General features: G+C 71.0%; 20 protein-coding genes. 9 read left to right on the forward strand and 11 right to left on the reverse strand.

Features of this window, described 5'->3' with window-relative positions; all coding sequences use genetic code 11:
• Positions 1–289: 289 nt before the first annotated feature.
• The 5 genes from D7V97_RS01600 (at position 290) to D7V97_RS01620 (ending at position 7,170) form a co-directional block, all read left to right on the forward strand.
• On the forward strand, positions 290–1,885 hold the full coding sequence (locus D7V97_RS01600) for an NAD(P)/FAD-dependent oxidoreductase (RefSeq protein WP_120608800.1): 1,596 nt from the start codon (positions 290–292) through the stop codon (positions 1,883–1,885).
• 45 nt (positions 1,886–1,930) lie between these two features.
• Complete coding sequence (locus D7V97_RS01605) at positions 1,931–2,302, forward strand: hypothetical protein (RefSeq protein ID WP_120608801.1); 372 nt, start codon at positions 1,931–1,933, stop codon at positions 2,300–2,302.
• Positions 2,303–2,438: 136 nt separating this feature from the next.
• Positions 2,439–3,578 carry a class I SAM-dependent rRNA methyltransferase gene (locus tag D7V97_RS01610; protein WP_120608802.1) on the forward strand — a complete coding sequence of 380 codons (1,140 nt, stop codon included), beginning with the start codon at positions 2,439–2,441 and terminating at the stop codon, positions 3,576–3,578.
• Between the two features lie 71 nt (positions 3,579–3,649).
• Positions 3,650–5,203, forward strand: coding sequence for a 3'-5' exoribonuclease YhaM family protein (locus D7V97_RS01615; RefSeq protein WP_199728670.1), 1,554 nt, complete (start codon positions 3,650–3,652; stop codon positions 5,201–5,203).
• Positions 5,204–5,208: 5 nt separating this feature from the next.
• Positions 5,209–7,170, forward strand: a complete 1,962-nt coding sequence (locus tag D7V97_RS01620) for an HD domain-containing phosphohydrolase (protein ID WP_120608804.1) — start codon at positions 5,209–5,211, stop codon at positions 7,168–7,170.
• On the opposite strand, the gene D7V97_RS01625 is transcribed toward D7V97_RS01620, so the two are convergent.
• From D7V97_RS01625 to metG, 3 genes are all read right to left on the reverse strand, one after another.
• The gene (locus tag D7V97_RS01625) at positions 7,157–7,933 is read right to left on the reverse strand and encodes a TatD family hydrolase (RefSeq protein ID WP_120608805.1); all 777 of its coding nucleotides are present in this window, start codon (positions 7,931–7,933) and stop codon (positions 7,157–7,159) included. The two genes, D7V97_RS01620 and D7V97_RS01625, sit on opposite strands and share 14 nt — an antisense overlap.
• Positions 7,930–8,904: a HEAT repeat domain-containing protein gene (locus D7V97_RS01630; protein ID WP_120608806.1), complete on the reverse strand. Its 975-nt coding sequence runs from the start codon at positions 8,902–8,904 to the stop codon at positions 7,930–7,932. The genes D7V97_RS01625 and D7V97_RS01630 overlap by 4 nt, the downstream gene beginning before the upstream one ends.
• Positions 8,905–8,978: 74 nt before the next feature.
• The gene (gene metG, locus D7V97_RS01635; protein WP_120608807.1) at positions 8,979–11,120 is read right to left on the reverse strand and encodes a methionine--tRNA ligase; all 2,142 of its coding nucleotides are present in this window, start codon (positions 11,118–11,120) and stop codon (positions 8,979–8,981) included.
• 110 nt (positions 11,121–11,230) lie between these two features.
• On the opposite strand from metG, the gene D7V97_RS01640 reads away from it, so the two are divergent.
• Positions 11,231–12,025, forward strand: a complete 795-nt coding sequence (locus tag D7V97_RS01640) for an NRDE family protein (RefSeq protein WP_120608808.1) — start codon at positions 11,231–11,233, stop codon at positions 12,023–12,025.
• A gap of 18 nt (positions 12,026–12,043) precedes the next feature.
• Here the strand turns inward: D7V97_RS01640 and D7V97_RS01645 are convergent, their stop codons facing one another.
• The 5 genes from D7V97_RS01645 to holB form a co-directional block, all read right to left on the reverse strand.
• Positions 12,044–12,940, reverse strand: a complete 897-nt coding sequence (locus D7V97_RS01645; protein WP_120608809.1) for a patatin-like phospholipase family protein — start codon at positions 12,938–12,940, stop codon at positions 12,044–12,046.
• Between the two features lie 237 nt (positions 12,941–13,177).
• Positions 13,178–15,082 carry a M4 family metallopeptidase gene (locus tag D7V97_RS01650; RefSeq protein ID WP_120608810.1) on the reverse strand — a complete coding sequence of 635 codons (1,905 nt, stop codon included), beginning with the start codon at positions 15,080–15,082 and terminating at the stop codon, positions 13,178–13,180.
• Positions 15,083–15,402: 320 nt separating this feature from the next.
• Positions 15,403–15,852, reverse strand: a complete 450-nt coding sequence (locus D7V97_RS01655) for a hypothetical protein (protein WP_120608811.1) — start codon at positions 15,850–15,852, stop codon at positions 15,403–15,405.
• An 84-nt stretch (positions 15,853–15,936) separates the two neighbouring features.
• Entirely contained in the window at positions 15,937–17,253 is a 1,317-nt protein-coding gene (holA, locus tag D7V97_RS01660; RefSeq protein WP_120608812.1) for a DNA polymerase III subunit delta, read from the reverse strand.
• The gene (gene holB, locus D7V97_RS01665; RefSeq protein WP_120608813.1) at positions 17,250–18,284 is read right to left on the reverse strand and encodes a DNA polymerase III subunit delta'; all 1,035 of its coding nucleotides are present in this window, start codon (positions 18,282–18,284) and stop codon (positions 17,250–17,252) included. Before holB ends, holA begins: the two co-directional genes overlap by 4 nt.
• Before the next feature lie 82 nt (positions 18,285–18,366).
• Here holB and D7V97_RS01670 point away from each other — a divergent pair, with 82 nt between their 5' ends.
• On the forward strand, positions 18,367–19,857 hold the full coding sequence (locus D7V97_RS01670) for a mechanosensitive ion channel family protein (protein WP_233582452.1): 1,491 nt from the start codon (positions 18,367–18,369) through the stop codon (positions 19,855–19,857).
• A 9-nt stretch (positions 19,858–19,866) separates the two neighbouring features.
• Here the strand turns inward: D7V97_RS01670 and D7V97_RS01675 are convergent, their stop codons facing one another.
• Together D7V97_RS01675 and D7V97_RS01680 are read right to left on the reverse strand one after the other, a co-directional pair.
• Positions 19,867–20,916, reverse strand: a complete 1,050-nt coding sequence (locus tag D7V97_RS01675) for a lipase secretion chaperone (RefSeq protein ID WP_120608815.1) — start codon at positions 20,914–20,916, stop codon at positions 19,867–19,869.
• Positions 20,917–20,934: 18 nt separating this feature from the next.
• The gene (locus tag D7V97_RS01680) at positions 20,935–21,861 is read right to left on the reverse strand and encodes a triacylglycerol lipase (protein ID WP_120608816.1); all 927 of its coding nucleotides are present in this window, start codon (positions 21,859–21,861) and stop codon (positions 20,935–20,937) included.
• Positions 21,862–22,136: 275 nt separating this feature from the next.
• On the opposite strand from D7V97_RS01680, the gene D7V97_RS01685 reads away from it, so the two are divergent.
• Positions 22,137–22,922 (forward strand): hypothetical protein, encoded by a 786-nt coding sequence (locus D7V97_RS01685; protein WP_120608817.1) that lies wholly within the window; start codon positions 22,137–22,139, stop codon positions 22,920–22,922.
• A gap of 8 nt (positions 22,923–22,930) precedes the next feature.
• On the opposite strand, the gene D7V97_RS01690 is transcribed toward D7V97_RS01685, so the two are convergent.
• The gene (locus D7V97_RS01690; protein WP_120608818.1) at positions 22,931–23,686 is read right to left on the reverse strand and encodes a hypothetical protein; all 756 of its coding nucleotides are present in this window, start codon (positions 23,684–23,686) and stop codon (positions 22,931–22,933) included.
• 136 nt (positions 23,687–23,822) lie between these two features.
• Here D7V97_RS01690 and D7V97_RS01695 point away from each other — a divergent pair, with 136 nt between their 5' ends.
• Entirely contained in the window at positions 23,823–24,851 is a 1,029-nt protein-coding gene (locus D7V97_RS01695) for a lipoate--protein ligase (protein ID WP_120608819.1), read from the forward strand.
• Positions 24,852–24,962 lie beyond the last annotated feature (111 nt).

The following is a 24,962-nucleotide window of genomic DNA, read 5'->3' on the forward strand; positions in this document are numbered from 1 at the left end:
CGTCATCACTCGGCTGCTAGCTTCAACCTCCGTGCCAGTCGTTCTCTTCCAAACGAATTCTCCAGCAGTCCCCAGGGGTTGAAGCCAGAAACTGGACGGCACGGGAAATGGAAGGTGCGAAGGGAGTTACGCACCCGGGCCTCCCCACCGCCTGGAGCCAGGGGGCGGGTGCATCAGCGGGTACGCACCCACCCCCTTCCTGGCAGATGAGCGTCTCGTCTTTTCAAGTGCTTGCATTCCCCGCGGGGGGTGGAGCACATACGCGCCCCCACTGAGGAGCTAGAACACGATGGCGTACCGGGTGAACAACATCGGGCTGTGGCTGGACGAGCCGGAGGAACTGCTCGGCCAGCGCGCCGCGGAGAAGCTGGGAGTCACCCGGAGTGACCTCGCCTCCGTACGCGTGGTGCGCTCGGTGCTGGATGCGCGCAAGAAGGGCAGCCCGCGCTACATCTACACGCTGGAGGTGGAGCTGGCCCCGGGCCGCAAGGCGCCGCGGCTGCCGCCGGACGTCAGCGAGGCCCCTCCCCCGCCGGAGATGCTGCCGCGCGTGAAGGAGCCGGAGCGGCTGCCGCTCATCATCGGCACCGGCCCCGCGGGGCTGTTCTGCGCGCTGGGCCTCTTGGAGCGCGGCGTGCGCAGCATCCTGCTGGAGCGCGGCCGCGAGGTCGTCACGCGCCGCAAGGACGTGGCGAAGCTGATGCGCGACGGGTCCCTGGACCCCGAGAGCAACATGAACTTCGGCGAGGGCGGCGCGGGCGCGTACACCGACGGCAAGCTGTCCACGCGCATCAACCACCCCATGGTGCGCAAGGTCATTGAATCCTTCGCGCGCTACGGGGCGCCGGACCACATCCTCATCGAGGGCAAGCCGCACATCGGCTCCGACCTGCTGCCCGGCGCGGTGGCGAAGCTGCGCGATGAGCTCATCGCGGGCGGCTGCCAGGTGATGTTCGAGCAGCGCGTGGACGACCTGCTCTACCGCGACGGCCACATCGCGGGCGTGAAGATGGCGGACGGGCGCACGCTGGAGAGCGACCGCGTCATCCTGGCGCCGGGCAACTCCGCGCGCGAGCTCTACGAGCGCTTCGCCGCCGACGGCCGCGTGAGCGTGGAGGCCAAGCCCTTCGCGCTGGGCTTCCGCGCGGAGCACCCGCAGGCCCTCATCAACGGCATCCAGTACGGCGCCGCCGCGAAGCACTCGAAGCTGCCGCCCGCGGACTACAAGCTGGCGGAGAACCTGGACGTGGACGGCGAGGTGCGCGGCGTCTACTCGTTCTGCATGTGCCCCGGCGGCATCGTGGTGCCCACGCCCACGCAGGAGGGGCTGCAGTGCACCAACGGCATGAGCAACTCGCGGCGCAACGCGAAGTTCGCCAACGCGGGCATCGTCGTGTCCGTGTCCGTGGCCGACTTCGAGCGCGAGGGCTTCCGGGGGCCGCTCGCGGGCCTGGAGTTCCAGCGGCACTGGGAGCAGGAGGCCTACAAGCTGGGCGGAGGCCGCTTCTACGCGCCCGCGCAGACCATCCCGGACTACCTGGCCGGCCGCGTGAAGAAGGACCCCGGCGACACCAGCTACCGCCCGGGACTTGCGCACACGGACCTGAACAAGCTCTTCCCGGAGCGGCTGACGCAGTCGCTCAAGGCGGCGCTGCGCACGTTCGACCGGAAGATGCGCGGCTTCATCAGCGAGGAGGGAAAGCTCATTGGCATCGAGAGCCGGACGTCCTCCCCGGTGCGCATCACGCGGGGCAACGACTTGCAGTCGGTGTCCATGCGGGGCCTGTACCCGGCCGGCGAGGGCTGTGGGTACGCGGGCGGCATCGTGTCCTCCGCCATTGATGGACTGCGCATCGCTGAGCAGATTGCCACCGAGCTGACTTGAGGTCCCCTCCCGGTCCGGGCAGGGTGGCCGGGGAGGGACAAACCCATGGCGTACCGCGTGCGCACCCCTGACGGAGAGCTGATGTTCCCCTCGCTGGGCGACATCGAGCGGGCCTACGTGCAGGGCCTGGTGGACCCCGACGACGAGGTCCGCGAGGACGGCGCGGAGAAGTGGCGCAAGGCGTCCTCGTTTCCGGTGCTGGCCCAGGCGCGCAGGCCCCAGGCGAACAAGGACTCGCGCTCCCAGAAGCTCACGGTGCTGGGCGCGGTGGCGGTGGGCGTGCTCGCGCTCGTGCTGCTCGTCACCGGCAAGTCGTGGAACGTGCGCATGATGGGCATCGCGCTGGCCCTGGTGGTCAGCGGAATGCTCACGCGGGTGACTTTCAAGGCGTACAAGCGGCCGCCGACCGTCCTCTAGGCGTCCTCGAGCGCCGCCTCCTCCCCTGCCCTCCAGGGTGGCGGCGCGGCCCCTGCCGCCAGCAGGCCCCACACAGCGCATCTTTCACGAGGGCGCCCCACGGGGTGCCTCCACCGCGCCGGAGGAGGGCCACACCTTGCTCAGCACCTACCTGTCCCGAGAAGCCGCCCGGAAGCTCCGCCATGGCGCGCCCTGGCTGCGCCGCGAGGACATCGTCTCCATGGAGGGCGAGCCCGAACCCGGCACGCCCATGCAGCTCAAGGACGAAGACGGGCAGCTCCTGGGCCTGGGGGACGTGGACCTCCAGGCGTCCTATGCCGTGCGCCGCCTGGGCCTGCCGGACGAGGCCGTGGAAGGGCTCATCCCCCGCCACGTCCGCCATGCGTTCGAGCGCCGCGGGCGGCTGGTGGATGATCCGCGCTTCTGCCGCATCGTCAACGACGACGGGGACGGACTGCCGGGCCTCATCGTGGACCGCTACGATTCGCACTTCGTCGTGCAGACGCTCACGCGCTCCATGGACGCGCGCAAGGAGGAGATCACCCGCACGCTGGTCGAGGTGACGGGGGCGGCGTCCGTGCTGCTGCGCAACGACACGCACCGGCGCAAGGCGCTGAACCTGCCCGCGCAGCGGCCCCACGTGATGTACGGCACGCCGCCGCGCTGGTGCCGCCTGCTGGAGATGGGGGCGCGCTTCACCGTGGACCTCACCTACGGCAATGGCACGGGCTACCGGTATGATCAGCGGGAGCTGCGCCGCTTCCTCGGGCGCACCGGCAACGGGGACCGGGTGCTGGACGTGGCCTGCAACGTGGGCGGCCTCTTCATCCACGCGGGGCGCCACGGAGCCAAGCAGATCCTCGCCTTTGACGGCAACGCGGACTCCGCGGACCTGGCGCGGGAGAACGCGGAGGCGAACGGGCTCCTGGGCCGGGTGACGGTGGAACAGGGCGAGCCCCTGGCCGTGCTGCGGGCCCTGAAGGAAACGTTCGACCTGGTGCTGCTGGACACCCAGGGCGTGGCGTCCGAGGAGGACTTCATCGAACAGGTGCGGCTGGCGCTGCGGCGCACCCGGCACGGGGGGCGCCTGCTGGTGGTGGGCTACCACCCCCCGCTCGGGCTGGGGTCGTTCAACGAAGCGGTGGCCACGGCCTGCGAACAGGAGGCGCGCATCGCCTTCCGGCTGGTGCGGATGGGCCTGCCACCGGACCACCCGGCGCCGGTCGGTTCCCCGGGGGCCGAGTACCTGGAGGCGGTGGCGCTCGAAGTGAGCTGAGCGAAGGCGTGAACCACCACACGACTTGCTCGCCTTGACGGGCCTCCTCGGTGGTAGTGTCCGCGGCCGCGATGACAACCGAAAATGAGTCCCAGGCCGCGACTTCCACCCCGGAGGCTTCCGTCGAGACCGTCCGCAAGGTGTACGCGGTCGATCTGCGCGAGAAGGACCGCGTCAACACCGTCTTCCGCGTCACCAAGAAGGAGAAGGTGAACGCGCGCAGCGGCAAGGTGTTCCTCTCGCTGTCCCTGGCCGACAAGAGCGGCACGGTGGACGCCCGCGTCTTCGACAAGGTGGACGCGCTCGAGCCCACGTTCCAGACCGGTGACTACGTCCTCATCCAGGGCGGCGTCATCGTCTTCCACGGCCGCACGCAGGTGGTGGTGGAGGCCGTGGAGCGGCTGGATCCGGAGCCGCTCGACCCCAAGGAGTTCGAGCCGCCCCCCGCCCCGCCCGCCGAGGCGAAGCCCGCGAACGAGGCGAAGGAGCCGCGTGAGCCCAAGTCGGGCGACGCGAAGGCTGGCGACGCGAAGGCTGGCGAAGCGAAGTCCGGCGACGCGAAGGAGCCCCGCGAGCCCAAGGCGGACGGCAAGCTGGAGCCCCGTCACGAGGGCGGCGGTGGCCCGCGCGCGGTGGGGCAGATCCGCGAGCTGATCACCGAGCGCGTCAACGACCCGTACGTGAAGCAGCTCCTGATGGCGTTCCTGGACGACGCGCAGGTGGCGGCGGGACTGCCCGTCGCTCCGGCGGCCAAGGGCGTGCACCACGCGTGGCGCGGAGGGCTGGCCGAGCACGTCCTGTCGGTGATGCGCCTGACGCTGCGTGTGTCGGACCACTACCCCATGGCGGACCGCGACCTGCTCCTGGCGGGTGCGTTCCTGCACGACGTGATGAAGGCGGGCGAGGGCTCGTCCGACAAGGGCTTCGAGAACACCGACGAGGGTCGGCTCGTGGGCCACGCGGTGCTCGCCGCGCAGAAGATCCGCGAGAAGACGCTCGGCATCCCCGGCTTCCCGCCGCTGCTGGAGCAGCACCTGACGCACCTGGCGATCTCCCAGCAGGGGCAGTCCGGGGCCGGCACCGCGAAGCCGCCGATGACGCTGGAGGCGCAGATCGTCGACGCGCTCGGTGCGCTCGACACGCGCATCTCCTCCTGGGTGGAGGCCATGCAGCGCGATCCGAACGACCGCTGGACGGATCACCTGCGCGCCTACGACCGTCCGCTCTGGAAGGGCTCCGTGCCCACCGGCCGCGGTCGGGCCCCGGTGGAAGGCGGCGGCAGCGGCCGTCGCAAGCACCGCGAGGAGAAGCGCAAGGCCCGGGCCGACAAGGGCCCGCCGTCGCAGGCCCCCGCCGGCGCCGAGGGCACCGCTGCCCCCACGTCCGCGCAGGAGTCCCGCCCGGAGCGTCCGCCGCGCCCGCCTCGCGAGCCCCGCGCCGAGCGTCCCCCGCGTGAGGAGCGCGCTCCCCGCGAGGAGCGTCCCGCGCGGCCGCCGCGCGAGGAGCGTCCGCCGCGCGACCCCAAGAGCCTGCCCGGCGAGCTGACCTTCAAGCCGTTCAGTGCGCTGGCGCCGCCCGCGCCCGCGAAGTCCGGTGGTGAAGGCGAGGGCTCCTCGGAGGGCTGAAGTCCATGGCGAAGCGGCTGGGAGAGCGGTTGATTGAGGCCGGCCTTGTGACACCCGGGGCCGTGGAGCAGGGGCTGGAGCACCAGAAGATCACCGGCCACAAGCTGGGGGACTGTCTGGTGGAGCTGGGCCTGCTCCAGGAGGCCGCGCTCCTGCGCCTGCTGGCCAATGAGTTCCAGACCCGCTTCGTCACGGCGGACAAGCTGGCGAAGGTCCGCATCGACACGAAGGTGTTGGACAAGCTGCCGGTGCGGCTGGCGGAGGCGCAGAACGTGCTTCCGCTGGCCATCGATCCGGAGCGCAAGCTGTTGTCGGTGGTGGCCGCCGAGCCGCAGAACAAGTCGCTGCTGGACGAGATCGCACTCGTCACCGGCATGTCGGAGGTCTACGCGTACATCGGCTTGCGCAGCGCCATCTCCGCCGCCATCCGCAAGCACTACTACGGCGACCCCACCGCCTTCACCGCGCTGCTGGAGGGCCCGCACGGCGGCGGGCCCCGGCGTCCGGACGCGCCCGCGAGCAACAACGGGAGCTCCGAGTCCGGCCGCAGCAGCACCTCCGCGGGCCGCAGCAACACCACCAGCCTGCAGATGCGCCTGGAGACGGACGCGCGGATGCGGCTGCGTGCCGGCAGCGGCACCCACGTGGCGCGCGCCACGCAGCGGCGCGAGCCGGGCGGCCCGCGCGGCCTCATCAGCGACACGGATTACGTGGAGACGCTCAGCCTGATGGTGGGGCTGATGGAGCAGGACCGGCCCCGGCACCGGGGGCACTCGGCACAGCTCGCGCGGCAGGCGGGCATCGTCGGCCAGCGCATGGGCATGCCGCACAAGGAGCTGGCGGCGCTGTCCATCGCCGCGTACCTGCATGACCTGGGCAAGCCCGCGGAGCGCCACTTCTCGCTGGCGAGCAACGCGGCCAACGCGGAGTGGAAGGCCCAGGCGAAGGCCGTCTGCCGCGCGCCCACGAAGCTCTTTGAAACCGTGCACCTGCCCACGCAGGTGAACACCATCCTCGCGCAGCTCTATGAAGCCTGGGACGGCTCCGGCACGCCCCAGGGCGCCAAGGGCGAGGACATCACGCTGGGCGCGCGCATCCTCGCCGCGGTGGACAGCTTCCTGGAGCTGACCAAGAACCCGGGCAACGCGCACGGCAAGGTCTTCACCAAGCAGCAGGCGCTGGAGCACCTGCGCAAGCACGCGGGCATCCTCTACGACCCGGTGGTGGCGGACATCGTCGGCCAGCTCCAGAGCGGAGAGCTGCTGCTGCACCGGTTGGCCAGCGAGGGCCGTCAGGTGCTCATCGCGGAACCGGACGAGGCCACGCGCAGCGAGCTGCTGGAGGCGGTCCTCAAGCAGGAGCTGGTGGCGCACGCGCTGTCCACGCTGGATGGCGCGCTGGACGGCCTCGCGCGGCAGGACTGCGACGTGCTGGTGGTGGGGCTGCGGCTGGGCCAGCAGGAGGTGCTGGAGCTGCTGGAGGCCACGCGCGCCTCGCCGGAGAGCGCGGGCCTGCCCATCGCCGTGGTGGGGGAGCCGGATGCGCAGGCACGCGAGCGGCTGCTGCTCGCGGGCGCGACGGCGGTGCTGTCCCCGGGAGACAAGGCGGAGGTCGCGCGCACGGTGCTCGCCCTCTTCAACGACAGGGTGCAGCACAACGGCCCGGGCCGGGTGGTGCGCGGCAGCTTCGACGAACTGCCCCCGCGCGACCTGCTGCGCACGCTGGGCGGAGGCCGCAAGAGCGGGCGGCTCCAGCTTCGCCACCACACGCTGGAGGGCTACCTGCACCTGGAGCGGGGCCGCGTCGTCTACGCCTCCTTCGGCGGACACGCGGGCGAGCCCGCGCTGCAGGCCCTGCTCAAGCTGAAGCAGGCGGACTTCCTCTACGACCCGGACGCGCTGCTGCTGGACATGCCGCAGCTGGACCAGGACCTGGAAGCCCTGGCCGGAGCCGTCAGCGCAGGGTGAGGTTGAAGAGGCGAACAGCGTTGGTGGTGGTGACGGCCGCCACCTCCTCCAGCGAGACGCCCTTCAGCTCCGCCACCTTCTTCGCCGTCTCCAGCACGTGCGCGGGCTCGTTCTTGCGTCCGCGGTGCGGCACCGGCGCCAGGTAGGGGCTGTCCGTCTCCACCATCAGGCGCTCCAGGGGCGCGAAGCGGACGGCTTCCTGGAGGGCCTCCGTCTTCTTGTAGGTGATGACGCCGGACAGCGAGAGGAAGAAGCCCCGGTCCAGGTAGCGCCGCGCCGCGGCCGTGTCGCCGGTGAAGCAGTGGATGACGCCGCTCGTGACGTCCTCCGCCGCCAGCGCCGCGTCGCAGTCCTCATGCGCGTCGCGCACGTGCACCACCAGCGGCTTGGACAGCCGCTTCGCGAGCGCGCCCTGGCGCCGGAAGACGGTGGCCTGCACCTCGCGCGGCGAGTGGTCGTAGTAGTAGTCCAGCCCGGCCTCGCCCACCGCGCGCAGCTCCGGACGGGCGCAGGTGCGCTCCAGCATCTCGAAGTCCGCCTCCGTGGCGCGGGCGGCCTCGTGCGGGTGGATGCCCAGCGTGGGCGACAGGAAGTCCGGGTGCCGGGCCGCCACCTCCAGCGCGTGGCCCCAGTCCCCGGGGCCGTGGAACTGGCCCACCAGCACCGCGTGCACGAGCCCCGCGGCCCGGGCGCGCTCCAGCACCGGCCCCACCTCCGCGTAGTCCTTCGGCTCCAGGTGGCAGTGCGCGTCAACGAGTCTCATGGGCCCTCTCTAAACAGCTCTTCCAGCTCCAGTCTCGCCTCTTCCGAGGCGAAGGTGGGCACCGAAGCGCGCACGCGCTCCATCCCGTCCTCCACGCCCAGCCGCCACACGCCATCCGCCGCGTCCAGCCGGTCGTCCTCCGGCGCGGCGCGGTCCTCCAGCACGGAGAGCAGCCAGGGCAGCGCCTGGGCATCCCCCAGCCGTCCCAGGCCGCGCGCGGCGGCGCCCCGGCAGGGGTCCTTCGCGTCCTGGAGGATCTCCTTCAGCCGTGCCAGCGCGCCCGGCACCTTCAGCTCGCCGCACAGCTCCACCGCGAGCGCCCGGTCCGCGCTCCACTTCCTGCGCGTGCGCTGCATCAACCACTCCGCGCCCGCCGGGTCTCCCAGCTTCATCAGCACGCCCGCCGCCTGCGTCTTGTCGAACGCGGGCAGCAGCCACTTGCCAAAGAGGCGCTTCACCGCCGGCAGCGCGCGCGCGTCCTCCAGCTCCGCCAGCGCGCCCAGCGCCCGGAAGCGCAGCGTATCCACGTCCAGCGCGGCCAGCAGCACCTCCAGCCCCGCGGGGTGCTTGAGGGCCGCGATGCCGCGCGCAGCCTCGAAGCGCACCTCCGGCGTGGGGTCCTCCAGCATGCTCGCCAGCGCCCCGCGCGTGTGGGGCAGCGCGAGGTCCGCCAGCCTTCCAGTGGCCTCCAGCCGCACCCGCGGATCCTCGTCGCGCAGGCGGGGCAGCAGCGTCTCCGGAAGCTCCTCCGGCGGCAGCACCACGGACGCGAGGCTCACCCCGGAGCGGCGCACCTCGGGCTGGGCATCCGCGAGCAGCCGCGCCAACGCGTCCGCGAACTCCGCGGCGTGCGAGGGCTCCTCGGAAGCCAGGTGGAACAACAGGTCCGCCGCCTCGGCCCGACTCGCCGGGCGCTTCTCACGCTCCACGGTCACCAGTGCGCGGTCCCGCTCGGCACGCCAATCCCCCACGTCTCGTCACCTCGCTGCCGGGTGGCGACATGGCCACCCGGCGTGCCCCCAGAGTTGTTTCGAGCGACTTCGCCCTACTTGATCTCGCTGCCGGGCGGCACGTCGCCCGGATCCAGCAGGGACAGGTCCTTGCCGCCCGGGCCGGCCGTCAGCAGCATGCCGCGCGACTCGATGCCCTTGAGCTTGCGCGGCTTCAGGTTGGCCACCACCACCACGCGGCGGCCCGCCACGGCCTCCGCCGTGTAGGCCTCCGCGATGCCGGAGACGATGGTGCGCGGCGTGCCCTCGCCCAGGTCCACGTCCAGCTTGAGCAGCTTGTCCGCGCCCTTCACCTTCTCCGCGGCCACGATGCGTCCCGCCTTCAGCACCACCTTGGCGAAGTCCGCGTACTCGATGTCCGCCGGGGCCACGGGCTCCACGGTCCCCGCGCCGGCGCCAGGTGACGCCTGCGGGGTGGGTGCCGCTGCCGGTGACTCGGGCGACTTCGCGTCCATGGGCTTCTTCTCCGACTTCTTGTCCTTGTCCTTGCCCCCAGACCCGGGGGCAGGAATATCGGCCACGGGGTTTTTGATGATGGCGTTGACCCGCTCCTCTTCCAGGCGCGGCAGCAGCGGTTCCGGGGTGCCCAGCGGGCGACTGCGGTCCAGAAGTGGATACTTCGCGGTGGCGAGCGCCTGGAACGTCAGCGGTGGCGCATTGAGCTGGGCGAACAGCCGCTCCGACACGCGCGGTGTCACCGGGGCCAGCAGCGCGCCCAGCAGGTACGCCACGTCCGCCGCGTCCGACAGGTCAGCCCTGGCGGCCTCCGCGTCCTTCTTCACCAGCGCCCACGGCGCCGCCGTCTGGAGGAAGGCGTTCGCGGTGGACGCGATGTCGGTGATGATCTTGATGGCGGCGCGGTACTCCAGCTTCTCGAACGCTTCGCGCACCTCCGGCACGCGGGCCAGGGCCTGCTCCACCAGCGTGCGCCCCGCCCCTGCCTCGCGGCCCGGCGCGAGCTTCTTCTCCAGCGGTCCCGCCAGCATCGACAGCGCGCGGTTGGCCAGGTTGCCCACGTTGTTGACGAGCTCGCCGTTCACCCGCAGGCGGAAGTCCTTGAGGTTGAGGTCCAGGTCCTCCACGCCCGCGCCCAGGTTGGCCGCGTAGAAGTAGCGCAGGTAGCTGGGGTCCAACTGCTCCAGGTAGTCCCGCGCGGGCACCATGGTGCCGCGGGTCTTGGACATCTTCTCCCCGTTCACGGTCAGGTGTCCGTGCACCTTGATCTCGTTGGGGATGTGGAACCCGGCGACCTTCAGCACCGCGGGCCAGAACAACGCGTGGAAGTAGACGATGTCCTTGCCGATGAAGTGGATGATGCGCGTGGGCGCGTCCTTGGCCCAGTACTCCATCGCATCCTTCGCGCGGCCGGACTCCTTCGCCCACTTCTCCGTGGTCGCGATGTAGCCGATGGGCGCGTCCAGCCAGACGTAGAAGAACTTGTCCGTCTCCCCCGGAATGGCGAACCCGAAGTAGGGCCCGTCGCGGCTGATGTCCCAGTCCGCCAGGCCCTTCTCGAAGAAGCCCTGCAGCTGGGTGGCGAGGCCCGGGTGGATGAAGCCGGGGCGCTTGAGGACCTCCTGCAGGAAGGCTTCGTGGCGCGACAGCTTGAAGAACAGGTGCACGGAGTTGCGGCGCACCGGCGGCGTGCCGCACAGCGCGCAGCGCGGGTCGATGAGGTCCGTGGGGTTGTACGTCTTGCCGCACTTCTCACAGGCGTCGCCGTACTGATCCGTCGACTTGCAGTTGGGACAGGTGCCCCGGATGAAGCGGTCCGGCAGGAAGCGCTTGTCCTTCTCGCAGTAGGTCTGCTCGATGTCGCGGCGGTCGATGTCGCCCGCGTCCTTCAAGCGGCCGTAGATGGCTTCCGCGTACTGGCGGTTCTCCGGCGAGTTGGTGGAGTGGAAGTAGTCGAACCGGACGTCGAAGTCCCGGAAGTCGCGCTGGTGCTCGTCATGGAAGCGCGCGACAAACTGCTCGGGCGGGATGCCCTGCTTCGAAGCGTTGAGCTCGATGGGCGTGCCGTGGGTGTCGTCCGCGCAGAAATAGACGACGTCCTGGCCGCACGAGCGGAGGAAGCGGACGTAGATGTCCGTCTGGACGTACTCGACGACGTGGCCGAGGTGGATGGAGCCGTTCGCGTACGGAAGGGCACTGGTGACGAGGATTCTCTCCGCCATGGACTCTCCTGAGGGCGGCGGACCATAGCCGCTCGGGGAAACGAGGTCATCGATCAACATGCGCGCCCGGAGGTGCATGGCACGATGGTGGATGTTATCGACCCATCCGCATGTGCACCGTCCTCATCCTCCGTGATGTCCACCCCGAGTGGCCGCTGGTCCTCGCCGCCAACCGGGATGAGCTCTACGCGCGTCCGGCCCACGGGCCGCGGATCCTCTCCGAGTCCCCGCGCGCCGTGGGCGGCCAGGATGTGGAGCGGGGCGGGACATGGATGGGTGTAACGCACGAAGGGGTGTTTGTCGGCCTGACGAACCAGCGCGGCGCCCGCGGCCTGGGCCCGGCCCCCCGCTCGCGGGGCGAGGTCGTCCTGCGCGCCCTCCAGGCCGGGTCGGTGGAGGCCATCGAGCGCTACCTCGGCACCCTGCCCGCCCCGGAGTTCCTGCCCTTCAACCTGCTCTACGGGGACGCGCGCGTCCTGCGGGTGGCCTACGCGCGGCCGGGCCATCCGCGCCTGTTGCACGAGGACGTGCCGCCCGGCGTCCATGTGCTGCCCAATGACAACCTGGACAACCTCGCGCTGCCCAAGGTGGCGCGGGCCCACGCGCTCGCGGAAGAGGTGGCCCGGCGCCCGTGGCCGGAGCTGGTAACGGGGCTCCAGGCGGCCCTGTCCGACCATGCCCTGCCACCCCGCGACGCCGCGACGGGGCCGCTGATGGAGAACGACCTGCCGGCGGACTTCCTCCAGCAGCTCCAGGCGCTCTGCATCCACACGGAGGTGTACGGGACGCGCTCGTCGGCCATCGTCGCGCTGGCCCCCGGCCGCGTGGGGCACTACCTGGCCACGGACACCGCGCCCTGTCAGGGCGGCTGGCGCGACGTGACGGGGCTGCTCACCGCCCGCTGATCCGCGGGACCGCGGCTTTCAGTCCAGCCGCGCTCGCATTACCGCGTCGTGGCCCGCGTCGTACGCGGACTCGAAGGCGGGACCCCGGCCGGTGAAGGCGTCCACCGGCGGCGCGGGCACGTCCACGCGGACCTCCCGCACGTCGCAGTCCAGGTCACCCCGGTAGAAGGCCGGCTCCCCGGTGACGTTGATGGCGATGAGCCGCGCGCCCGGGAACTGCTGGCAGGCGTCGTGGATGGGCGTCGCGGACACGCGGTCCGCACCCGGGTCGATGCGCTCCAGCGTCGCGTCCTCGAACAGGAGCGGGTTCGCGGCGCTCGCGGCGACGGCCTCCGACAGCGGCCCCTGCGTCACGGTGACGAGCCGCAGCCCCTGCTCCGTGGGCGCCTGGTGGAAGGTGACGAACGGCACGGGCAGGTCCTCCACGCGCGCGCCCTCGTAGTAGCGCTCCAGCACACGGGCGAAGCGCTCGTGGCTCAAGCGGGGCGCCGTGGCCGCCGCGCCCGCCGCGCCCAGCGCTCCCACCGCGAGGGCCGGGGTCAGCGTGCCGCCCGACACCAGCACCGCGAGCAGCCCCACGGCCGCCCCCACCGCGCCGCGCACGCCGGTCGTCCTGCGCGTCTCGTCTTCATACGCCGCGAAGAAGTCCCGGTAGCGCTGGCGCAGGTTGCCCCGGGGTTCGGAGGCGTAGAGCCCGCCCACCACGGCGCCCATGCTGTTGCCCACCACGCAGTCGATGGGGATGCCCCGGGCCGCCAGCGCATCCAGCGCGCCCACGTGCGCGAGCCCCTTGGTGCCGCCCACCGACAGCACCACGCAGGTGCGCGAGGGCGTCCCGCGCACACCGCGCCGGCACGACACCCCGCCGAAGCCCACCATCAGCGCCAGCAGTACGACACCCAGCCGCCGCCCCATGCGTCCTCCTGTGCGGGAAGCGCGGCCACCCTACCCCGTTCCCGCGCGTGAGGCCCCGTCCCGCCTGCCCGCCGGGCCGCCCTCCGGCTGCATCGCGCCAACGCCACGGGCCCCGCGCACGAGGACTCGCGGAGGCCCGCAAAAAACACGACCGCCCCCGGGACACGCGGTCCCGGAGGCGGCAAGTGGGTCCTTCACGGTGCCCGGCGTGGCGTCACGCCGGGCGCGTGGAAGGGCTTAGTACGTGGCCTTCAGCGACGTGCCGCTGTACGACGTGTAGCCGCGGAGCATGATGTACATCTTGCCCGAGGCCGTCTTCGCCGCCGCGCTGCACGTCTCCGCGTTGCCGGAGAGGTACGGACGGCAGTCGTAGGACGTCGTGGTCGGCGCGGAGCCGAACTTGATGTACATGTCCGCGTCACCCGTGCCACCGCTCAGCACGTAGGTGGAGGCCTTGGCCGCCGGCAGGTCGATGCAGTAGTTCGTCTCGGAGCTGGCAGCGCCCGACAGGCCCGTCTTCGCGACGCCGTTGGTCAGCGCGATGCAGGTCGGAGGCGTCACCGTGCCGCCCACGCCCACCGCTTCCCAGGCGGCCGTCACGGCAGCCTGCGTCGCCGCGTCGTAGCCCAGCGCGACAGCGGCCTGGACCGTCCAGGTCTTCGCCTGGGCGAACGTGGTGCCCGCCGTGTAGATGTCCGTGTTGGCCTTGTACCAGATGCGGGCGGCCTTCTCGACGCCGATGGCCGGCACCACGATGGTGGAGCGGCCGCGCGGGTGCGTGCCACCCTTGGACAGCAGCGCGAACGCCAGGTTGGGCACGCCGGAGCTGTAGTGCACGTCCGTGCTGGACGTCACGTTGGCCGCCCAGTCCTTGGACGAGCCGTCCTTCGCCGGGTCATCCATGTAGCGGAGCGCGTCGCCGGCCGTGCCGGGCGTCCACACGTCCTCGCCGACCTTCCAGATGTCCGCGCCGGTGGCCCAGCCGGTGTTCCAGCTCTCGCAGACCGCGCCGAACGTGTCGGACATCGCCTCGTTGAGGCCGCCGGACTGGCCGGAGTACGTGAGGTTGGACTCGAACGACGTCACCGCGTGGGTCAGCTCGTGGACCGTGACGTCCGCGTCCTTGCCCAGCTCGATGGAGTTCACGCCGTCGCCATCGCCGTACACCATCTGGGTGCCGTCCCAGTAGGCGTTCACGTAGTTGGTGCTGTAGTGCACCGTGCTGATCAGCGCCGTGCCCGCGTTGTTGAGCGAGTCGCGGTTGAACAGCGTCTTGTAGCAGTTGTAGGTGTAGCCCAGCATGTCGTAGTTGGTGTCGACGTGCGAGTCACCGGTGGCCGCCCCGCCCTCGCTGCGCTTCAGCGTACCCGGCGTGCTCGTGCCGTTGTTCGCGCTGTACAGCTTGCGGTTGAGCGCAGTGTGGATCTCCGGCGTGCGCGTGAGGATGGCGCCGTTGATGGCGTCCACATAGACGCGGTCGCGCACCGGCATCAGCGCGGACACGCCCGTCACCGTCACCTCGTGGGCGAGGCGCAGCCGCTGGTCGTCCTGAGCGCGGATGTAGACCAGGCGCGTGCCGGTGGCCGCCAGGCTCGAGGCCTGCGTGTCACGCAGCGCCGCGGTGGTCGCCGCCTCGGAGGAGACCACGGGGCGCGCGGAGACCTGCCCGCCGCTGCGCGCGGAACCGTTCGCGCCGTAGATGGAGCCGGAGCGGTCCACGTGGACCACCAGCTCCTCGCCCACCACCGGCAGACCGTTCAGCGTCTGCGCGTAGCGGATGTGCGAGACACCCTGCTCGTCCACCGACACCTTGCGGACCTGGAGGTCCGAGGCGTTCAGGCGGAACAGCGACGCGATGCCGGGCATGGAGCCGGCGATGGCCGTGTGCACGTCCGCCGCCGCGAAGCCCGTGAGGGGGCGGTCGGCCTGGCCCAGGCGGCCCTGGATGGTGTGCGGAGTCCCGTCCGCGTTCGTTCCGACAATCTGCGCGCCCGGAATCACGCTCAGGGCGTTCTGCACATCCGCGACCTCATCCGGCTTCTGGAGATCGTTCGAAGGGTTGGAATCCGTGTCCCCGACGCCGCAGGCGGCGAGAGGGAGGGTGGCGAGAAGCGCAGTGACGAAGCGGGTGGTGCGAACCAAGGTGGTTCCTCCTGCCCGGCGAAGAGGGTGTCGCCGAGGCAGCGCTCCTCTCAGCATTCTTCAGGCCAACTCATCAAGTGCCCGGAATACCTCGCAGTATTCGAAAACGTCCTCACACCCATGGCACATGCGAGCGCTGGAAATCTTCGGAAATGTGCAAGGGGACGTTACGCCATGCCCGCCAAGCGATTGAATTCCCTGGGGATTTCCACCCTCCCCCGCACCTGTCCTGAACCGTGACAGTGCACGCCGGGTGTGTCTTCTATTCAAGCAATCCCAGGTTGACGGTTTTTTCTTGGTGAGCAAAGCACCGCCGGGTTTCAGCGGGGCAGGCCCAGCAGCACGCGCGCGCGGCCGTCCATGGGGAGCGTGGCCTCCTCCACGGTGGGGATGCCGGCGTCGCGGGCGACGTCGGCCAGGTGCCGCATCCACGGTTTGTAGGGCATGCCGTTGTCGGAGCAGCACGGCACGACGGCGAAGCCCAGGCCGTGGCGCGCGGCGTACTCGATGATGATGCGGGTGGCGCCGTCGGGGTGCATGCCCACCACCAGCTCCGCTTCGCACGGCTCGTCCAGGGTGAAGGGGCGCTGGGCGTACTTCACCGGCAGATGCTTGTGGCGCAGGTCGAAGGTGGTGACGGTGCGCCCGCGCTGCGTGAGCGCCTCGTTGAGCTTCCCCATGCCGCCGGCCACGTCATAGACGCGGGTGGCCTGGGGGAAGCGCGTGACGAGGAGGTCCGCGAAGAGGTCGAAGCGTCGCTTGTCCGCCATGGCCCTCCTCTACCCCAGGCCTCCCCGGCGCGCACGTCCCAGCGCTGCGCCGCCAGATGCTCAGGCCGCTGCTCAGGCCGCTGCTCAGGCGCGGGTGCAGACCGTCCAGAGCAGCCGTTCAATGACGAGCTTCCCGCTGGCGGAGGACTTCAGCGCCAGGTCCGCGTCCGCGCACGCCACCAGGGCGTTGAGCAGCTCGCGGCGCTCGTAGCGCGCGGCGGCCTGCATGCCGAACGCGAGCGCCCACGCGTTGGGCGTCTTGCGCTTGGCCGCCTTCAGCTCCGCCTCCAGCTTCGGGAGGATGCGCGTCTCCACGTCGCGGCCGTTCTTGGGCGGCTGGCCGTTGGCGTACCGCTCCAGCCACGCGTGGTTCTCCAGGAGCGAGCGGACGATGGACGCCACCGCGCCCAACAGCTGCAGCGCGTGCGTCCCCTGCCCCATCGCGTCCTCCGCGTAGGAGAGCGCGTCCCGCAGCTCGCGCTTCTGGAGGGACTCCGTCAATTCGAAGAACTCCTCCTCGCGCGCGTGGTGCACCAGCAGCGCCACGTGCGCCGCTTCGATGGTGGGCCCTTCCGCGTAGACGGCCAGCTTCTCCAGCTCCGACTGGAGCAGCCGGATGTTGCCGCCGATGCGCTCCTTCAATCCCTCCAGCGCGCCCGGCCCCAGCTTCTTCTTCAGGGGGGCGAGGAACTCGCGGGCGATCTCCGTGAGGTCCAGGTCCTTGTGGCGCGCGGCCACCTTGCGCTCGAAGAGGCGGCCCTTGTCCTGCGCGAACTTCAGCAGCGGACTGCGCGAGTCCACGTCCGTGGCCGCCAGCACCAGCGCATGGCCTGGAGGCACGCCCTTCTGGAGCAGCTCCAGCAGCGCGGACGCGTCGCCCTCGGGCGCGCTGATGCGCTCCTCCCGGCAGAAGGCCGCCGCCTCCTGGAGGAACGTGAGGTCCACGTCCGCCAGGTCCACGTTCAATTCGTCCTTCCACTGCTCCACCGTGGGCGCGCCCGGCACGCGGGGATCCAGCTGATCCACGCCCCAGCCTGCGCGGCCCGCGAGCGCCAGGAGCCGCCGCGCGCCCTCCTTGCGCTTGCCCGCCTTCCACGCGTCGCGCGCCTTGGCCAGCGCGTCGCCCTTGCCCTTCTTGGGCGCGAGGAACTCCGGATCCCTGACGAGCACCACCTTGCGGCCGGGGAACAGCGGCAGCGTGGCCAGCTCCTGCGCCACTTCGCGAGGGGAGGCCGCGTCCAGCACCGCGAGGTTCAGCCCCATGGAGGCGTCCGGCACCAGGGTCTTCACCAGCTCGTCGGCGCCCTTGCGGACGAGGAACTCCTCGCCCCACAGGAGGTACAGCGGCCACACCTTGCCGCCCTTCACCTCCGCCAGGACTTCATCCATGTCCGCGCTCATCGGCCCTCCACGCACAGCTCGATGAGCAGGCGCTCCAGCTGCAACCGCGGTGCGCCGTTGCGCGTCCCGATGGCCGTGCGCGCCGACTCCAGCAGCGCGTTGCGCCGGTGCAGCGCGGCCTCCGACGTGCGCGCCGCCACCTCCGCCGCCAGCGCCTTCAGGTCCCGGTTCGCCATCCCCGCCTCCGCCCCCGCCTTCGCGAGCGACACGTCACGCGTCCACAACAACAACAGCTCCAGCGCCGCGTCCGCGTCCTCGCGCGAGCCGCCGTGGCCTTCCGCGAAGCGCAGCAGGCCCGGGATGTCATTGCCGCGCAGGGACTCGAACGCGGTGATGACGTCCTTGCGCTGCGCCAGCGCCTTCACGTCCAGCGCGAGCGCGCGGCCCAGGCTGCCGCCGGACATCACCGCGGCGAGGGCGGCGGTGTCCGCGTCCAGCTTGCGCTCCTTCTGCACGTGCTGGGCGACCAGCTCCATGGGCAGCGGGCCGAAGTGCACCTTGCTGCACCGGCTGCGGATGGTGGGCAGCAGGCGGTCCATGGCGCTCGCCACCAGGATGAGGGTCGTCTCAGAGGGCGGCTCCTCCAGCGTCTTGAGGAAGGCGTTCTGCGCCTGGACGTTCATCTGCTCGGCGCTGACCAGGATGGCCACCTTGCGCTTCGACTCCAGGCCGCGCAGCGCCAGGCGCTCCTGGAGTTGCCTTATCTGCTCCACGCGCAGCTCGCGGCTGGGCGTGCCGGTGAAGTCCGAGCGGCCGGCCAGCCCGCGCGATACGCGCTCGTCATCCGGCATCACCCAGGTGACGTCCGGGTGCAGCCCGCGGGCGATGCGCGTGCAGCTGGCGCAGGTGCCGCAGCCCACCTCCGGGGCCTCGGGGCACGTGAGGGCCTGGGCCAGGCCCACCGCGGCCAGCTCCTTGCCCACCCCTTCCGGGCCGGCGAACAGGTAGGCGTGGTGCACCGAGCCCGTCCGCAAGGCCGCTTGCAGCGCGTCCACCGCGCGGGGCTGTCCCTGCACCGAAGCGAGCGTCATGGGGGCGTGTATCTCCGCTCGGAGGGCACCCGTCAACCGCCGCCTTGACCCCCATGCGCGGGGCCGGTCAGATTGCCGGGACGTGCTGAACTTCCTCGAAGGCCATCTCCCCCTGGTGGCGGGCGCCATCCTGATGGTGCTCCTGCTGGGCATCCGCGGCAGCACCGGCGACCCGAGCCTGCGCGACGACCTCCGGGGCGCGGTGCGGATGCTGGTCGCGTTCCTGGTGCTGCGGCTGCTCTCGCGCGTCCTGCCCGAAGCGTCGACACCGGAGGGCGTGCGCAAGGCGCTGGGCGTGGGCTGGATGCTCACGTTCGCCTACGGCGTCATCCGCGCGGCGGTGGCGTTCGTGCTGAAGCTCGTGCGGATGCGCTCGCCGGTGACGACGCCCAAGATTCTGCGCGACGTCATCGACTTCACGCTCTACGCGCTCGCCACGGTGCCCATCCTCCAGAGCCAGCTCAACCTGGACCTGGCGGGCCTCGTCGCCACGTCCGCGGTGCTGACGGTGGTCATCGGCCTCGCGCTCCAGGAGACGCTGGGCAACCTCTTCGCGGGCCTGTCGCTGCAATTGGACCGGCCCTTCGAGGTGGGCGACTTCATCCGCATTGGCGAGCACACCGGGCGCGTGGTGCACATCGGGTGGCGCTCCATCCGCGTCGCCAACTTCCGGCGTGAGCTCATCACCCTGCCCAACAGCATGGTGGCCAAGGAGCACGTGAAGAACTTCACCCAGCACCGCGAGCCCGTGGGCATCGAGGTGCAGGTGGGCGTGTCACTGGAAGCGCCGCCCAACCAGGTGAAGCAGGCCCTGCTGGACGTGGCCCGGGAGATTCCGCAGATCCTCGTGCAGCCGCCGCCCATCGCGCGCACGGTGTCCTTCGGCGAATCCAACGTGCAGTACATGGTGCGCGTCTTCCTCAATGACTTCGCGCTGTCGGACAGCGTGCGCGAGGAGCTGCACACGCGGCTGTGGTACCGGCTGCGCCGCGAGGGCCTGGAGCTGCCCCACGCCCAGCGCACGGTGCACCTGCGCCGCGAGGCGGGCGCGAAGCGGCGGGAGCTGGCGGACAACACCGTGCGCGACCTGCTGCGCCAGGTGGACCTCTTCACGCCGCTGGGCCCGGAGGAGTTGGAGCGCCTGCACCGCGAGGTCGTCGTGCGCCGCTTCGGTCAGGGCGAGCGGATCATCCAGGAGGGCGACGAGGGGGGCACCTTCTACGTCATGGCCTCCGGCGAGGTGAGCGTGCGCGCCGGCACGATCCAGGCCGAAATCACGCGCCTGGGCCCGGGCCACTACATCGGGGAGATGTCCCTGCTCACCGGCGAGCGCCGCGCCGCCACGGTGGTGGCGCTCACGGACTCCGTGCTGCTGGAGCTGGACCGGCCCACCTTCGCGCGCCTGTTCTCCGACTACCCGGGCCTGGCCCGACAGCTCTCCGCGCTCCTGGCCCAGCGCCGCAACCAGCTGCGCGCCGTGGCCCAGGCCTCGGGCGGCGGAGCGGATCACATCCCCGAGGCAGGACGCATCCTCGGACGGCTGCGCCAGCTCTTCGGCCTGAAGCACGAGTAGCGAGCGGCCCTACCCGCCTCCGGAGGCCGCGTGGATGGCATCCGCGGCCTCCACCCGGAGGCGCTCCTCCGGGGTGAAGGAGTCGATGAGCAGCCGCTGCACCGCGGCCTGACGCGCGGCCGGATCCGGCTGGGTGCGGCCCAGCGCCTCGCGCTTCGCTCGGAAGTCGTCCAGCCGCTGCTTCCACTGGGCGCGCTCGCGGTCCAGCGCCTCCAGCCGGTCGGTGGCCTCCGGCCCCACGGTGGAGAGCCGGTGCTGGTGCAGGTCCTCCGCCGTCGCGCCCGCCGCCAGCAGCTCCTGCTCCACCGCCCGCTGGCGCAACGGACGCACGGCCTCCTCGCGGCCCTGGCGCACGTCCGGGGGAAGGCGCTCCTCCAGCGCGGCGATGCGGCGCTCGCGCTCCTCGGGCGTCAGCGACGCGTCCTTCTGGAGCTTCAGCCGCTCCACGGCCACCGCGTCCACCGCCTCCTCCTCGCCGAACATGCCCTCCGCGCTGCCGCCCAGGTGTTCGCGGCGCAGCTTGCGCAGGGCCTCCAGGCGCTCGGCGGTGTCCAGCGTGGCGGCCGTCTGCGACGACCCCAGCGACCGGGCCGCGTCCAGGTAGGCCAGGTAGTCATCCAGCACCTGCACGGCCTCGTCCATCGCGGCCGGGGGCAGCTTCTTCGCCCGCAGCGCGGTGAGGATGCGCTCGCGGATGAGCGACGGGGACTCCTCGCCCGTCGCGGACAGGTAGTAGTTGAAGAACCGGCGCAGGTCCGCGTTCGGCACCAGGTGCCCGGAGGCGTCCACGAACACGGCGCCATCCTCCTCCGTGTCCTGGAGCGAGGTCGGCAGCGGCGGCAGCGCGGAGCCGGCGGGTGACGGCGGGCCTCCCGCGACGCCTTGCACGGGAGCTCCGGCGGGCAGCGCGCCCGGGCCCTGCGCCCGCGCGACGGGGACGGAAGACGGGGGGACTTCAGGTCCGGGCGCGTCCTCCGCCCGGACCTTCCACCACGAGAAGACGCCGGCACCCAGGAGGGCGCACAGCGCGACCACGAGAATGACGGCGCGGCTCTTCATGGCGGGGCGCTCCAGGGATTACAGGCCGGCGTTCTTCAGCCGGTTCGCCTGGCTGCGGAAGACGGACTTCGGATCCGTGAAGAAGGCGGTGATGCCGAGCACCTGGTTCACCTCGTCCAGGTGGTTCATGTCGTAGTTGTCACGCAACACCGTGCCGAAGTGCGAGCTGCAGCGGCCCACGAGGCCGTCGTTCGAGTCGGCGTAGAAGAACGACGACAGCTTCAGCGCGTAGTCGGACGCGTCGAGCACGTTGGTGAAGGGGTCGGTGCCGGACCAGGAGTAGTAGCGCTGGCCCTGCGTGCCCGTCGCCGCGCCGCTGCCGCAGGACGTGGTGGGGAGGCCCGCGGGGAACTTCGCGCTGAACGCGGAGGTGCCCGTCTTCGTCAGCGCGCCCAGGGCCGCGATGGCGTCCTGCGGCTGCGTGTGGCCCGACAGCAGGCCCAGCACGGTGCCCAGGCTGCTGGCGAAGTAGCCCAGCACGCTCTCCGTGAACGAGCCGCCGGAGATGTGCGCGCGCAGGTAGTCCGCCAGCTCCGCGCCCTTGTGCGGCGTGCCCACCGTCGTCACCGACGCGACCAGGTCCGGCCGCACCGCCGCCACGTAGCGCACGTCCAGGCCGCCGTGGCTGTGGCCGATGAGGTTCACCTTCGCGGCGCCGGTGCGCGCGAGCACGTCCTGCACCTGCGCGAGCAGCGCCTCACCGCGCGCCTCGCTCGTGTTGAACTGCGGAACGTGCGTGATGTAGACGCGCGCGCCGCCAGACTTCAGGTTGGATTCGATGCCGTAGAAGTAGTCCAGCACGCCAAACAACGAATCGAAGCCCGCCATGCCATGCGCCAGCACGATGGGGTACTTCGTCTGCGTGTACGTATCCGCGCGGGCAGGCTGCGCCCAGAGGGCAAGAACGGCGACGGTCAGAACGAGGGTCCGGACGGCGTTTCGCATACAGGCTCCTGGTGGGAGGGCGGGCAACCAGGGGATTGACCCGCGAATCAGCCCATAAAGCGAGACACTGATAAAAAGCAAGTCAACGTCCGATTTAACCGAAAAGCATGTCAGCCCAGGGTCGGGTCCGACGCAGCCGATTGTCCACTTCCATTCGGCGACGCTGTGCGTTAGGAATTGAGACGCATTGCGTAACGCGAACTCAACGCATCGCATCAAAAAACCACGTCCCGCGTCATGCTGGCTTCACGCGGGCATCCCCAGAGGAGAGCGCCATGGATGCCGCCGCCTATCAGGCCTTCACCACGGAATTGACGCGCAGGGCTGACGCGGACGGTCGTTTCCGGGGGCTGGTGGCGCTGGGTTCGATGGCGGCGCGGGACTACCTGCCAGATGACTTCAGCGACCACGACTTCTTCGCCGTCGTGGAGCCCGAACATGCTGAAACATTGAGACATGAACGCGGCTGGTTGCCACGCACGGAGGAGATCGCCCTGGCCTTCCGTGAGACAGCGCATGGCGTGAAGGTGGTGTACCGGGACGGGCACCTGTTGGAGTTCGCGGTGTTCACGCTGGAAGAGCTGTCCTTCGCCCGCGTCAATCGCTACCGCGTGTTGTTGGACCGGGGCGGCGTGACGGCACGGTTGGATGAACAGGCCCGCATCACCACGCAGGAAGTCCAGCGCACCGCACCGGACGATGCGTGGCTGTTCGGCCAATGGCTCACGCAGGTGCTGGTAGGGATGGGGCGCCACACGCGCGGCGAGGTGCTGAGCGGACGCGCTCGGCTTGATGAAGCGGTGCGCCTGTTCTGTCTGCTGCTGGCCCGCCACGTCCCCGCCCCGGAGGCGTCGCTGCTGGACGGGTTGGATCCGCTGCGGCGCGTGGAGCGGGTGTATCCGGCGACGGGCGGTGAGCTGGCCCGGGCCCTGGAGGGCGACTCAGCGGGGCTCGCGCGTGCGCTGCTGCGACTCGCCCGGCGCGAGCTGTCCCACGTGCCCGCCTTCCCTCGCGAAGGCGTGGCCGCCGTGGAGGCGTGGCTCCAGGCCCTGAACACGTAGGGGCCGCGTCAGGCCCTTGCGACGGCCTCCTGTTCGCGGGCGTTGTGCGCGATGACGAGCACCTGCTCCGGGTGGTCCTGCCGTCGGACCCAGTCCAGGAGCGCGGTGAAGCAGTCGGGCGCGGGCGCCGCCGTGTCCAGCGGGATGCGCTGGTGGTGCGCGAAGAACAGATCCTCCGGCCCCAGGTTCTGGCCCTCCCAGGTCCGCCAGCCGGGCAGCGGCTGGCCGGGCGCGGGTTGCAGGCCCGTGACGGTGAAGCCCCCGGTGGAGAAGACGCGTTTCAGGCCCACCAGCGTCGCGCCCGTGCCGAAGCCGCACACCACGCGCCGCACCAACGGGAAGCGCTCGCGCACGTGCGCCCGCAGGCCCGAGGCCCAGGACTCCACGCACGCCACCAGCGCGGTGTTGGAGAGCTGCCGGGGCCAGCACCAGCCTTCGCGCTCGTACGCCTGCGCGTGCTCCCACAGCTTCGCGAGCGAGTCCCCGTGGCGCACCTCGCCCTGGAAGCCGTGGGCCCGCAGGTAGGCCTCGCCCGCGGGGTCCGTCAGCGCCACCGTGGGCAGGCCCCGCTCGCGGCCCAGGACGTCCAGGGCGAGCGCGCTGGAGGCGCCGGACAGCTCCACCAGCCCGCGCGAGCCCGGCGGCATCGCGGCCAGGTAGCGGGCGAAGGTGAGGTACTTGAGGCTCCCCGACGGGAGCGCCCCACCCCACAGCACCACCGGCCCGTCCGCCCGGGGGCGTGACAGGGAAAACGAATGACGCATGGTCGGCCCTCCCGGCGCGTCAACGGCCCACGCCCCGCCGGGCAGCGAGTGTCCGGGGCGGCCTCCGGCAATGCCATCACCCCCGGGGCCCGGCGGATGTCCCGTGGAGGACGGCCCACGGCTATGCTCCGGGCCCATGTCTCAAGCGCCGCGCGTCCGCATCCTCCTGTCGGAGACCTACAACCCCTGGTTCAACCTCGCGACCGAGGACTGGATCTTCCGCGAGCTGGACCCCAGCGCGCAGACGCTCTTCCTCTGGCGCAACGACAACACGGTCGTCATCGGTCGCAACCAGAACCCCTGGTCCGAGTGCAACCTCACGCGCATGGAGGAGGACAAGGTCTTCCTCGCGCGGCGCACGAGCGGCGGCGGCGCGGTGTTCCACGACCTGGGCAACACCTGCTTCACCTTCCTGTCCGCCAAGGAGGGCTACAACAAGACGGCCAACATCACGATCCTCCTGGATGCGCTGTCGCGGCTGGGCGTGAAGGCCCAGGCGTCCGGGCGCAACGACCTGGTGATTCCGCTGGAGGACGGGCCCCGGAAGATCAGCGGCAGCGCGTACCGCGAGACGAAGGACCGCGCCTTCCACCACGGCACGTTCCTCATCGGCGCGAACCTCACGCGGCTGTCCAACTACCTCACGCCGCACCCGAAGAAGCTGGAGTCCAAGGGCAGCGCTTCGGTGCGCTCGCGGGTGATGAACATCCGCGACCTCCAGGCGGAGGCATCACACGAGTCGCTGGTGAAGGCGATGATTGGCGCGTTCTGCGACTTCCACGGCGCGACCGCGGAGCCGGAGGTGCTGGAGCCTTCGTTCCTCGAAAGCCAGCCGTCGCTCAAGCGCACCTTCGAGCACTTCTCCTCGTGGGACTGGCGCTTCGGCAACGCGCCCCGCTTCAACCACCAGATGGTGGAGTACCTGTCCTGGGGCTTCTTCGAGGTCCACGTCGACGCGGAGAACGGACACATCACGCGCGCGCAGGTCTTCTCGGATGCGCTCTACCCGGACCTCGTGCAGGACCTGCAGGCCGCGCTGGTCGGCAAGCCGTACAGCCGCGAGGGGATGCAGCAGGCCGTGGGAGCCATCCGCTCCCGCCATGTGGCGCAGGAGCGGGAGCTGGGTGAACTGGAGGCGTGGTTGATGGGCCAGGTCGAGGTGTGACCCGGCCCGTCAGGCCACTTCAGCGGTGACCACCCCCGTGGCCGCCGCCGTGGGAGCCGCCACCGGAACCGCCGCCCCAACGTCCGCCACCGCCGGAGGAGTGACCGCCAC

The organism is Corallococcus sp. CA053C (assembly GCF_003611675.1).
GTDB lineage: Bacteria > Myxococcota > Myxococcia > Myxococcales > Myxococcaceae > Corallococcus.

Excerpts from the sequence above, each read along its gene's own strand:
- D7V97_RS01600 (WP_120608800.1), top strand. The coding sequence starts at position 290 with ATGGCGTACCGGGTGAACAACATCGGGCTGTGGCTGGACGAGCCGGAG.
- D7V97_RS01605 (WP_120608801.1), top strand. The coding sequence starts at position 1,931 with ATGGCGTACCGCGTGCGCACCCCTGACGGAGAGCTGATGTTCCCCTCG.
- D7V97_RS01615 (WP_199728670.1), top strand. The coding sequence starts at position 3,650 with ATGACAACCGAAAATGAGTCCCAGGCCGCGACTTCCACCCCGGAGGCT.
- D7V97_RS01620 (WP_120608804.1), top strand. The coding sequence starts at position 5,209 with ATGGCGAAGCGGCTGGGAGAGCGGTTGATTGAGGCCGGCCTTGTGACA.
- D7V97_RS01625 (WP_120608805.1), bottom strand. The coding sequence starts at position 7,933 with ATGAGACTCGTTGACGCGCACTGCCACCTGGAGCCGAAGGACTACGCG.
- metG (WP_120608807.1), bottom strand. The coding sequence starts at position 11,120 with ATGGCGGAGAGAATCCTCGTCACCAGTGCCCTTCCGTACGCGAACGGC.
- D7V97_RS01640 (WP_120608808.1), top strand. The coding sequence starts at position 11,231 with ATGTGCACCGTCCTCATCCTCCGTGATGTCCACCCCGAGTGGCCGCTG.
- D7V97_RS01645 (WP_120608809.1), bottom strand. The coding sequence starts at position 12,940 with ATGGGGCGGCGGCTGGGTGTCGTACTGCTGGCGCTGATGGTGGGCTTC.
- D7V97_RS01655 (WP_120608811.1), bottom strand. The coding sequence starts at position 15,852 with ATGGCGGACAAGCGACGCTTCGACCTCTTCGCGGACCTCCTCGTCACG.
- holA (WP_120608812.1), bottom strand. The coding sequence starts at position 17,253 with ATGAGCGCGGACATGGATGAAGTCCTGGCGGAGGTGAAGGGCGGCAAG.
- holB (WP_120608813.1), bottom strand. The coding sequence starts at position 18,284 with ATGACGCTCGCTTCGGTGCAGGGACAGCCCCGCGCGGTGGACGCGCTG.
- D7V97_RS01675 (WP_120608815.1), bottom strand. The coding sequence starts at position 20,916 with ATGAAGAGCCGCGCCGTCATTCTCGTGGTCGCGCTGTGCGCCCTCCTG.
- D7V97_RS01680 (WP_120608816.1), bottom strand. The coding sequence starts at position 21,861 with ATGCGAAACGCCGTCCGGACCCTCGTTCTGACCGTCGCCGTTCTTGCC.
- D7V97_RS01685 (WP_120608817.1), top strand. The coding sequence starts at position 22,137 with ATGGATGCCGCCGCCTATCAGGCCTTCACCACGGAATTGACGCGCAGG.
- D7V97_RS01690 (WP_120608818.1), bottom strand. The coding sequence starts at position 23,686 with ATGCGTCATTCGTTTTCCCTGTCACGCCCCCGGGCGGACGGGCCGGTG.
- D7V97_RS01695 (WP_120608819.1), top strand. The coding sequence starts at position 23,823 with ATGTCTCAAGCGCCGCGCGTCCGCATCCTCCTGTCGGAGACCTACAAC.